The following is a 10,959-nucleotide window of genomic DNA, read 5'->3' on the forward strand; positions in this document are numbered from 1 at the left end:
CTATTTCTCATACAAAAAAACCTTTAAGTTCAACACCTTACTTATCTTCAGTTAAAAATTGCATATGAAGTGCAAAAAATGAGGTTGAGAAAGTTAGAAAACGCTTTCATTTTCTGCCTTGATTTTTGTGAAATAAAACATAAATAAAAGGAGCTTACTAGCAATGAATGTCTTTTTGATTACACCCACTACTGATTTACAAGAAGAATACTTAGATTTTTATAACGAATGGCAAGATAGCGGTGAAACGATGATTCCGTGGGTTATTTCAAAGGACCCTTCTAACTTTCCAGCTATGATTCAAGAATTACTCGATGCACATAACGGAGTAAACCTTCCTGAATCTTGGGTACCAGACTCTACGTATTGGCTCGTTACAGATGAAAATAAAATTGTAGGAGTTGTAAATATACGTCATAGTTTAACCGAACATTTATTTAACACTGGAGGTCATGTCGGTTATGGCATTCGCCCTTCTGAAAGAAGAAAAGGTTATGCTACGAAGTTATTAGAGTTATCGCTAGAAAAAACGAAGGAATTAAACATCGAGAAAGTACTTGTCGTTTGTGACGAAGTGAATACAGGATCAGAAAAAACAATCTTACATAACGGCGGGCTTCGTGATGATGATTTCATTGAGGAAGATGGAAATATTGTAAGAAGGTATTGGATTGAACTATGAATAATTAAAAACAAGCCAGAAAGTGATTACACACTTTCTGGCTTGTTTTATGCTACTTCTATTTCAAACTGTACTGTAATACCACTTGGATCTACTACTGTAAATCCATTTGTAGTTTCATTTATTTCATGTTGTTTTTCTATTAATCTTTCTTTCACTTCATCTAACGCTTCTTTATGCGGTAGTACAATCGTATATACCTTTAGTCCAGTTGCATGTGTTGGTGGGTGCGGATTATTTACTCCGTTCCACGTATTTGCACCGATATGGTGATGATAGCCTCCTGCCGAAATAAATAAGCAATCCTCTTCACGCTGTTGTACCTCAAAGCCTACCGTCTTTACATAAAACTCATGTGACTTTTCTACATCAGCTATTCGTAAATGTACGTGTCCAACGACAGTATCAGCAGGTAAACCAGCAAACTCATAATCAACGAGCGTTGCCAATGCTTTTAAATCAAGCGGCGTACTTCCTCCTGGTCCTTCTCCCCATTGATCGCGCGGGCGGTCTGCATATATTTCAATTCCATTACCCTCTAAGTCTTGTAAATAAAACGCTTCGCTATACGTATGATCACTTGCACTATTAAACCTTGAAATTGGTAAAATTTCATTTGAATATGTATAACGCCCTTCTTGTTCAGCCGGGCTATCAATTACATTCTTATTACGAAGAACCCCAAATAGTGCCGAAGCAAAAGCTTCACGAGTCGGAACTAAAAAAGCAACATGATATATACCAGTCGTACGTGGTTCTTGTAGTGCCCCATCCTCCAACTTTTCAAGAACAAGCAGCGTATTCTTACCACCCTTTCCAGATAAATACGCTTTATTCCCCTCTTGTTTAATTACTTCTAAGCCTACTACATTCTCATAAAAAGCAATTTGACGTTCTAAATCTTTCACTTTAAATGCAACATGACCAATACGTGTTTTCGGATGAATTTGTACCATGAATAACTCCATCTCCTTATCCCAATATTTTTCCATTACATATAACCGTTACTATGAAGAATACAACCAAAATCACCCTATGTAAATAAGAAAAGTCAGAATTTATGCATATTTTTATTTTCTTAATAAAAAAGCCACCTCTTCTAACTTTCAGAAAAAGTGACTTTATAACTCTTATCTCATTTTATGTACTTCAGCAACTAACTTTCCGCCCTGAATGCCCATATAAAGCTTCACAGGTGCGTCGTTCGTATTTTCAAATACTAAGTCTAAGTATGGATATGCAATTGTAGCATCTCTTCCTTGTGGCACATAACCTACTGTTTTAGAATGCGTCGTTCTCTCTACCATTTTCAAACCAGCTTGATCTGCTGCATTGTATAAAGTCGAAGATGTTTGACAAACACCTCCACCATATCCATCTACTAATTTACCATCTACAATTTCTTTTCCTAATTGATATCCTTTATCTGGCGTTGTATCACCGATTAATGCATTAAAAGAGAAGCGGTCTCCTTTTGCTAATACAACTCCATTTATGCTCGCCGCTGACAAACGAATATTCTCAATACGGCCACCTGTTGATCCACCTAAATTCGTTTCATATCTACCAATTACCGTACCACTTCCTTGCGCATCACTTAATGTTGCCGTAGGCTTTTTCTCTGTGATTGGTAACTGATATGAAGAATCCCACATACCAACATTTAACAATTTATCTACTAATTCTTTTTCCATTAATTCATAAGAAGGTTTTCCTTCTTGCCAACTTCCATCAGGTGCTATACGTGATGGAACCATCTTTTTATCAACGGTTTTCCCAACCTCACTAGCAACCTTCGTTACCGATTTTTTAAATTTTGCTTCGTCTTCAAAATAGCCTAAACTAGACAAATCTATTTTTTTCACTTCAGTACCTGTTCGACTATCAACTAAACTAATAGAATCCTGCACTTCTGCTTTAGCCGCGACAGTGTGTCCACCAATATCACTTACTAATGCAACATCACTTACTTTTGTACCACAACCACTCACTACAGCTACGCATAGCACCCCAACTAAAATACCCTTTATTTTACGGAACAATATACTCTCTCCTTTTCCCCAACACTGCTTTTATGTATTATTTCATTTTTATGTATGTTTTGTTACAATCATTTTACAATATGTTTATAAAATGTTACAAGTTATTTTTTACTCTATTTAAATTACTCTTTTCTTTTGTAAATGTCTATACATATTTTTATGAAAATGTAAGTTTAGCAAATTTGTAACCTTTATGTAACCTCTCCCCTTCTATCCATTATATACCATTAAATAAATGAAAAACAAATGTAACAACTCCCTGTTCTTATGTATAAAAGTAAATCACGTAAATATAATTAGGTATTTGCCGTGCCACAGCTCCGCTTTTACACATACAGTATCGTGTATTTAACCTATTTTAAAGAAATGGAGGATGTTTTTATGTACCCCTACAATCCATATGATTCATATAACCAATACGGTTATCAGCCTCAATATGATTTACAAGCACAATACCAACAATATATAGATCAAACAGAACAAGTTAATCCATATGACCAAAATAGACAATTTCAACTTCCAATCTCTTTCCCTGGTACTGGAAACCGTCAACTAGAACGACGAGTAAATGAGCTTGAGCAAAGAGTACGTCAATTAGAAAATACTGTTGAGCGCCATACACGTAGGCTAAATCGCTTAAACCAACGTTTACGTACAGTAGAAAACAGACTTAACATTCCATTTGCAGCGTTAGAAGACGGATTTTAATTTTGAAAATAAAAAATATATAAGGAAGGGTCTCCCCTTCCTTATATAAATTGACGAAAGTTTTCTCCATCTCTATACTGATAAGAGTTAATGAAATGAAACAAGGTGATAAATATGGATTTTGAAATAAATTTTCTTTCCTTTTATGTTGTACAAGTAGAAGGAAAAGGCGAAGCAGTTGATAAACGCTATAAACATTTTCAAACATTAGACGCTGAAGAATATGAAGATAGCTCTTTAAAAGAATTTTTGAATGGTGAATTATTAAAAATTTCAAAGCGAAAAGTAGAACGTCATGCTAAAACGGAACAAGCCCCAACAAAGATTGGGCGCTTTATTGTAGAAGAAGGGCACGAACTCGATTCAAACCCTCATTACAACCTATTTAATCGTATTCGTTTTGCAGAAACAAAAGAAAACTTCAAAGATATGAGCGAGCCTCTCGTTTATACATATCTTGACACAAGCGCTGTTCGTGGTGGTGTATTTTTAATTGCTCAAGCAAAACTACGTAAATACTTTGATGACCCGTTCGTATTCGTTATGAAATGTGACTTTGAACCGAAAGTTGCCTCTATTTCAGATGAATCAACGCTTATTCGTAACGTTGAAATGGCCATCACAACGAAGAATATGAAATCTATCCAATATCCGTACATGCCTGAAGAAGGTATGGTTGAAGTAGGCGAACTAAAAATACACCAAGCATCACATGCCCGCTACTTCGAGGACTTCTTAAAATTCGTCGAATACGAACGCTCTATGCCTGAAATTATGAAAACACAAGTAATAGACATGGTATACGACCAAATTGAAGATGTATTTGAAGAAGGTACTGAAGAACGCGAACAATTCGACCAAGCAATGGAAGTATGGGCTGCCAGTCCGAAGCGGGAGATTATGGAACAATTTTCAACCGAAGAAGTAATGGAAGCTACCGCTCAAATCGTCGAGCACGCCCCAGAAGTGGAATTAAAGCTAAAAGCAGATCATATCTCTGTGAAGGCCCTGCTTGCTGATTTCGGAGATCAAATACATATCGCGAAGGTAAATGACCGATACGTATTAATGATTGAGGCTGATGCACTTACGTTTGAAAAAGGCTTCTCTCCTATTGAGTTTCTGAAGCCAGATGAGTTGCAAGATGTGATTGAGCGGATTGAGAATAAGCAACAGTTTTCATATGATCCGAACGGGGTTGATAAAGAAAATCATGTAACCAATAAACATGTTTTAAATAACAACTATGTGTCTACAAATGAGACCACACAATACTAAAAATTTCGATTCTAACATTGAATAAATGCTTCCCTATAACTATTTTTTTACTGAGCGCTATTAACAAAGCGCTCTTTTATTTTGGACTTACTTGACGTTTACTTTAAAAACCGACTCTACTAAGAATCGGTTTCTCTGCTTTATAACAAGATGTGCTTATTTATTAAATTTTTTTGATTTAAGATAAAATTTGTTGCAGTATCTAAATAAATTCGTTCCTTGTTGTACAAACACATTTCCAGTTGAAATATCCTTTTCAATATGTTCTTGTATACAACGTACTACAATTTTTTCACTTTTTACTAATAGACCCAGTCCTTCTATAAGTTTTTGATGTTTTTCCTTATAGTCACTATGTATGTTATTAAAATAAAAATTTCACTTTACTACCTCAAATTTATTGTACTCGTAAAAAGATAATTGAAAACGATATTCTGGATGCTCTCTCACCCAATCGTAGGCTTCTTCTAAAATATCCATTTTATTTTGTAGGTCATTAAGTTCACTGCATTCGTCCCTTTTCTGTTTGCACAGAGGGCAGAACCCATTCACTATCGTGGCACTCATCGCACAAATAGTTTTATTTTCTAAGTCAACTAATATATGAAGAATAAGAGAATGTTCTGCTGTTGTAGTCACCATCATTTCAGCAATCCTATCCTCATTCCAAAAGACACCGTTTAATTCCATCTTTACGTTAATATCTTTGATATCCAAATTTATCATCATCGCATCTCCCATATATATAACGCTTATCTTACTCTTCAATTTTAATCTTTAATCCACCGCGGTTTAAAGATATATTAAGCTTTTTCTAACTCCTTTTTACTATAAGAGGAAGTGTAATAAAAATAAAAAGTGATGTGAATATAATATAAAAAATAAAACAGTTAAAATGTTAAAGATTGCTTCCATTTAACTGTACCCTCTTTCATTTTTATGAGCTCTTATTTTATTAATATATTTTAAAATTCTTACGACGCCTTAATTTTCAAAGCAATTATAATAGCCAAATTACAACAACAAATTGATTCCTAATTAAATTTGAATACTTTACTCATCCGTCAATACGATGACTTTAAATTTATATAGCTAGAAATGGAGGAGAATGTCACCTAGACTGTGCATTCTCCTCCATCTCAGCCAAATATTTAAGCTGCCGCTCCGCTTTTCTCACCGCTGTAGGGAAATGTTTTTTCAGAAGTTCTACTGTATTTTCACTTATATAATACCTTTCCGTTATACTTTCCCACGTTTCACTACTTTCAAATGTACTCCACACAAATGGTCGTTCTGCATGTTTCTTCAGTTCTTTAAACACCCATTTTCGCATCTTTTTTTTCGCTTTTTCTGTTAGTTTTCCGTTCTTTACAAGTTCAAGCTCACCATGTCTCTTGTATCGCTTATTAATATCTCTCTCGCTATATATTTTAAGAAGTATATTTGCTGTATTCTCAGCATCTGCTAAAGCGCGGTGCTGCTTTCCTTCCCACGTTAAACCGAGTTGTTCTACTGCAGATTGTAAACTTGGTGTATGCTCAAATAATTCTTCATACGCTTGGAAAACAAATTTTTGCAAATCAAATCTACTGTCTTTTTCCATACACGGGCATTCTAGGCCATGTAATGTACAATCATGAGATAGAAAATGATAATCTTCTTTTCCCCATGAAATAAATACAGAATCTTCTCCAATGAACTGAATAAATTTCTCTATAATTTGAGGGAATTTCTCTACACCAATTAAATCTTTTTTGTAATTCCCGTTAATTTTGTCGTATGACGAGTAAGTCGTGCACCCGGTTTTACTAACTCCGAAAATTCTCCAATTACCTTCATTGTACTTGCTTCTATTTTTACAGCTCCGATATCAACTATCTCTGACGGATCTTCTGATTTATACGGCCTAAAATTTCTCTCTATATCAAACACAATAAAATGTGTAGCGTTTTTCAATTTATTTACCTCTTTCTAAAATCCTTTTCACACACATACTTTATTTTCAGTATCTATTTATTCATACACTTTATGCATGAAATACCTCGTATAAAAAACAAAAATTCAGTCTTATTATCATATGTACATTGGAGGATATTCAATAAGAACGCAAAAAAAAGAAGGGCGAGCCCTTCTTTTTTTCAAAAATTACTTCTTGTTAACGTTAGTAGCTTGTGGTCCACGGTTACCTTGTTCTACTTCGAAAGTAACTTCTTGACCTTCTTCTAAAGTTTTGAAGCCGTCGCCTTGGATAGCTGAGAAATGAACGAATACGTCTTCTCCGCCTTCAACTTCGATGAAACCGAAACCTTTTTCTGAGTTAAACCATTTTACTTTACCGTTTTGCATGAAAAAAATCCTCCTACAATGTACCTATATGTACATATTCATTTTCAACCACCTTACAATAATAAACCAGACATTAAAAAACTGCAACCCCTGAGGAGATTTAACATTGCTATCCTCCTCGGAAGTTACAGCTCATTTAAATCTCTATATTATTAAAAGTAAAATGGTTTAAACATACTATATCATATCAATATAATAAAAGCAAAGTTTTTTTTGCTAAACAACTTTTTTCTTCCACTGCATCGCTTTTGATTCACCTGATCCAGCTACAACATAGCCTTCTTTTTGATTAACAATGCGCCAACCATGCCCTTTAACCGAGTCACATACTGTAACAATCCCTTCATTAAGATGCACACGGCAAACCGTGCTAACGCCCGCCTTATTTTGCGTTGAAGTCGTATATAGCACATGTTGATCTACACTTAAGTCTAAATAGCTACTAGCTTTCTGCTCACTTTGACATGTATGCCAATATAGTTTTTCATTCTCAATACTTTCATCTATTTTACAAAAAGAAATATTACCACCAATTCCTTTACACGATCCACTTGCTGCTACTAGATAAGAATTATGTAGAGTCAACGCAGAAATCATTTGATTCATCGCTATTTTAATTCTTTTTAATTTACGTTTCTCTAAATCAAAAAGCCAAACACCACCATATTTCGCATGTATTTTCGTACCAATAAATAAGTAATGTTTATATAAGAATAACGAACGAATAGACGGTGCATCACTGCCATAATCAAGAAATGGATGAATGGTCTCCCATGTAGAACCGAAATTATTAGAAAGATACAATGTTTTATCTCCATGAGCAATGACAGTTCCTTGTACATTACTACACACATTCCAACTCGTTGCTTTTGTTGGAAAACGCTGAATTGTCCAGTTCTCTCCACCATTCATGCTACGAATAAAAATCCCTTCGTCGCCTACACCATAAACTATATTATCTACGCTATGTAAATCCCGAATTCGTTTTTGAAAGCCATTTAAAATTTGTTTCCATTCTCCGTCTTGTTCAATAAATAAGCCATCATATGTAGTAGCTAACATAAGTTTTCCATCTCTTAATTTTGTAATAGCAGTTGCACTTAACATTGTCTCCACGTTGACACTCCCATTCTTAGAACTTCTCAGCAAATGCAATTGCAAAATTACTGCATTTTTCAATATCCTCTTCATCTTCTGGAGATAATTCAATTTTCAATCCTTCTTGTACAAGTTCTGCACCGCGTTCTACAAGACGTTCTTCAAATATCGTCACCGCTTCACAAAACAGTTCATATGCCGTATCACCTGATCCAAATACAGCTGCTTTTTTTCCTGACAAATCTATATTTTCTAAATCCTCGTGGAAATCTTCTGCCTCAAACGGCAATTCACCATCGCCCCACGTATAAGATCCTAAAATAATTCCATCATAAGCTAGCAATTCTTCAGCATCCATGCCTTCCATCTCTTGCAATACTACTTCATGATCAAAAGCATCCAAACTTACTTTTATTAAATCAGCAATACTCTCTGTATTTCCTGACATACTCGCATACGCAATTAAAATTTTCGCCACTTTGGCATCCCCCTCTCGCAATGAATGATTCTCATTCTCATTATATTAATAATGATAATCAATTTCAATTATATTTTTCATTTTTATTTATTCCATACAAAAAAGCACAGATGACTATACAATCACCTGTGCTTTTTTATTACTTTTTAAAAATACCAAATGGCTTTCCAACTGGTAAAACAACTTTTCCGAAGTGTGTATTTAACACTGCTGCGGCTGAACCATAGAAAGATAATAATGAAATACATAGTTCAGAATATGCTGCTAAATTATGCATTGCGTGCGGCATAACACCTAAAGTACTTAATGAAAGACCAATAAATAAGAAATCAATAAGTACGAAAATCATAAATAATACTTTATGTGTTTCCATTGCACCAATCGTCATAAAGATTGTGAAAATTAAATATCCGATAAAGGCTACACCAAGCTGTTTTGAATCTGCAGTTTGGGCTAATTTTTCGCCGAATACTCCAAGTTGAATTAACCAAGTCATTCCAACACCTAACCAAAACAGGCCGTACGCACCAAATGCTGTCGTACCGAACGTGTTGTTATGCTTTGCATCGTGAATGCATGCAAAGATTTGTGCAAATCCCCCTAAAAAGATTGCCCATGGTAATACAAGTGAAACGCCATCTGTTAAACCTAACTTTTGAGATGATGCTACAAGTGTTACCATTGCTAATCCAAATAGACCGATTCCAGATGGATCTGCTGTTGTCATTTTCACATGATGTGTAGTAGTTTGATTGCTCATATAAACCTCCTGATTATAAACATACTCGAATACAATACTTAAATCAGCAGGCTATGTCAATGGTTTTTTTTGTATGTTGTCAGACCTTGCATCTTATAATAATCGAATATACTTTCGACCACTTCGTAAGGTTTTATATTCACATTTTTCAACTCATTTATCGGTATCCATAACGGAATATAACAACCTCTATCTTTCTGCTTAAACTCCTCACCTTTTCCGCTTCCGAATACTCCGTCCGTAATATAGGCTTCATAATAATATTCGGTACCTTTATACTTTATCTTTGTAATAAGGTGCTTTACTTCTATATGTACCCCTAATTCTTCGTATATCTCTCGCTTCGTTGCCTCTTCCGATGTTTCTCCTTCTTCTATTCCACCGCCTGGAAAAACGTAATATACTTCATCGTCTCAAACACGTTTTATTAGAGCAATTTTTCCATCCTGTACAATAATAGCCACGCCGCGATTTCTCATCATTTTATTACCTCAATACGAACCGCAACTGTTCCCCACTTTTCTTCTTGTTCTTTCGTATATATTTTGTATGTACTTTCTAACATTTCCTCTAAACTATCATTTTCACAATCCAATAACTTTTTATCAATTTGCTCGTACATTTCTTTAAAGCTTTCGTATCGCTTTACTTCCGTTACTTTTACAACCATCGTTTCTGCTGTCGTAAGGTTCGTAAATACAATTTCATCGCCTTGTTTTATAAGTTGACGTTTTTTATCGTATAAGCGTACTTCATATACCTTTTTTCCTGATTGAATTGACTGAAAAGGTTTATTATATAACCCCATTTCGTATCTCATCCACTCCACTCCCCGTTATTCATTTTCTCTACTAACATACTTACATCTTACTAATTCATACAACACAGTTCGCCTTACTCCACCTTGCATATAATGTTCCATATCCATTACTTGCTTTAGAAAGGATGCTAAATTTGTTATGTTATATTTAAATCAAAAACCTGAATATAGTAAATATGATATTGGTGATTATACTTATAGTAAAGTAGGTCCAACTATTTTTTCTTGGAATGATGAAACGAAATTGAAAATAGGTAAGTTTTGTTCATTAGGAGAAGAAGTCGTTTTCATACTTGGCGGCGAGCATCGTGCTGATTGGATAACGACTTACCCATTTAATGCTCTCTTCGATGAAGGAGCACATATTACTGGTCATCCTTCATCAAAAGGTGATATCGTAGTCGGCAATGATGTATGGATTGGTTATCAATCCTGCGTTTTATCTGGTGTTACAATTGGTAACGGGGCCATTATCGGCGCAAAGAGTGTAGTTACAAAAGACGTACCTCCATATGCAATTGTAGCTGGGAACCCTGCCAAACTAGTTCGCTATCGTTTTTCACAAGAAACCATTGAAAAACTAGAAAAACTTGCATGGTGGGACTGGGATATTTCTGTCATAAAAGGAGCTATTCCATTTCTACTCTCCAACAAAACCAATGAATTTTTCACCTCACCCGAAAAAGAATCTACATGATTGATACACATAAAAAAGAGCATCCTATTCTTACAGGATGCTCTTTTGGT

At 34.9% G+C, this 10,959-nt stretch carries 11 protein-coding genes and 3 pseudogenes; 4 read left to right on the forward strand and 10 right to left on the reverse strand.

Translation table 11 applies throughout. The features are described 5' to 3' along the window. Nucleotides 1-163 precede the first annotated feature (163 nt). Nucleotides 164-682, forward strand: coding sequence for a GNAT family N-acetyltransferase (locus MHH42_RS17435; RefSeq protein WP_070173584.1), 519 nt, complete (start codon nucleotides 164-166; stop codon nucleotides 680-682). 47 nt (nucleotides 683-729) lie between these two features. On the opposite strand, the gene MHH42_RS17440 is transcribed toward MHH42_RS17435, so the two are convergent. After that, a complete protein-coding gene (locus MHH42_RS17440; RefSeq protein WP_000249862.1) occupies nucleotides 730-1,638 on the reverse strand; it encodes a VOC family protein in 909 nt (302 codons plus the stop codon). 174 nt (nucleotides 1,639-1,812) lie between these two features. Further along, complete coding sequence (locus MHH42_RS17445; RefSeq protein ID WP_000488650.1) at nucleotides 1,813-2,724, reverse strand: VanW family protein; 912 nt, start codon at nucleotides 2,722-2,724, stop codon at nucleotides 1,813-1,815. A gap of 381 nt (nucleotides 2,725-3,105) precedes the next feature. On the opposite strand from MHH42_RS17445, the gene MHH42_RS17450 reads away from it, so the two are divergent. Both MHH42_RS17450 and MHH42_RS17455 read left to right on the forward strand, forming a co-directional pair. Next, nucleotides 3,106-3,432 carry a hypothetical protein gene (locus tag MHH42_RS17450; RefSeq protein WP_000283717.1) on the forward strand — a complete coding sequence of 109 codons (327 nt, stop codon included), beginning with the start codon at nucleotides 3,106-3,108 and terminating at the stop codon, nucleotides 3,430-3,432. A gap of 114 nt (nucleotides 3,433-3,546) precedes the next feature. Next, nucleotides 3,547-4,635 (forward strand): annotated as a pseudogene (locus tag MHH42_RS17455) (DUF3900 domain-containing protein); the annotation flags it as partial. Nucleotides 4,636-5,088: 453 nt separating this feature from the next. Here MHH42_RS17455 and MHH42_RS17460 read toward each other — a convergent pair. The 8 genes and pseudogenes from MHH42_RS17460 to MHH42_RS17495 all read right to left on the reverse strand — a co-directional run bounded on the left by MHH42_RS17460 (nucleotide 5,089) and on the right by MHH42_RS17495 (nucleotide 10,212). Beyond that, on the reverse strand, nucleotides 5,089-5,436 hold the full coding sequence (locus tag MHH42_RS17460) for a hypothetical protein (RefSeq protein WP_000609016.1): 348 nt from the start codon (nucleotides 5,434-5,436) through the stop codon (nucleotides 5,089-5,091). A 385-nt stretch (nucleotides 5,437-5,821) separates the two neighbouring features. Then, nucleotides 5,822-6,666 (reverse strand): annotated as a pseudogene (locus tag MHH42_RS17465) (exonuclease). A gap of 189 nt (nucleotides 6,667-6,855) precedes the next feature. Next, the gene (gene cspB / locus MHH42_RS17470) at nucleotides 6,856-7,056 is read right to left on the reverse strand and encodes a cold shock-like protein CspB (protein WP_001179148.1); all 201 of its coding nucleotides are present in this window, start codon (nucleotides 7,054-7,056) and stop codon (nucleotides 6,856-6,858) included. Between the two features lie 216 nt (nucleotides 7,057-7,272). Further along, nucleotides 7,273-8,172, reverse strand: a complete 900-nt coding sequence (locus MHH42_RS17475) for a WD40/YVTN/BNR-like repeat-containing protein (RefSeq protein ID WP_000449501.1) — start codon at nucleotides 8,170-8,172, stop codon at nucleotides 7,273-7,275. Between the two features lie 16 nt (nucleotides 8,173-8,188). Next, complete coding sequence (locus tag MHH42_RS17480) at nucleotides 8,189-8,632, reverse strand: flavodoxin (RefSeq protein WP_001062761.1); 444 nt, start codon at nucleotides 8,630-8,632, stop codon at nucleotides 8,189-8,191. Nucleotides 8,633-8,771: 139 nt separating this feature from the next. Beyond that, on the reverse strand, nucleotides 8,772-9,392 hold the full coding sequence (locus MHH42_RS17485) for an acetate uptake transporter (RefSeq protein WP_000070943.1): 621 nt from the start codon (nucleotides 9,390-9,392) through the stop codon (nucleotides 8,772-8,774). A gap of 56 nt (nucleotides 9,393-9,448) precedes the next feature. Continuing rightward, a pseudogene (locus tag MHH42_RS17490) lies at nucleotides 9,449-9,874 on the reverse strand (NUDIX hydrolase). Continuing rightward, a complete protein-coding gene (locus MHH42_RS17495; protein WP_001268354.1) occupies nucleotides 9,871-10,212 on the reverse strand; it encodes an ASCH domain-containing protein in 342 nt (113 codons plus the stop codon). Before MHH42_RS17495 ends, MHH42_RS17490 begins: the two are co-directional and overlap by 4 nt. A gap of 139 nt (nucleotides 10,213-10,351) precedes the next feature. Between MHH42_RS17495 and MHH42_RS17500 the strand changes: the two genes are divergently transcribed. Further along, nucleotides 10,352-10,909 (forward strand): CatB-related O-acetyltransferase, encoded by a 558-nt coding sequence (locus MHH42_RS17500; RefSeq protein ID WP_000966319.1) that lies wholly within the window; start codon nucleotides 10,352-10,354, stop codon nucleotides 10,907-10,909. The last annotated feature ends 50 nt before the right edge of the window (nucleotides 10,910-10,959 follow it).

Origin of the sequence: Bacillus sp. FSL L8-0099 (genome assembly GCF_038006385.1) — a bacterium.
Lineage (GTDB): Bacteria > Bacillota > Bacilli > Bacillales > Bacillaceae_G > Bacillus_A > Bacillus_A toyonensis.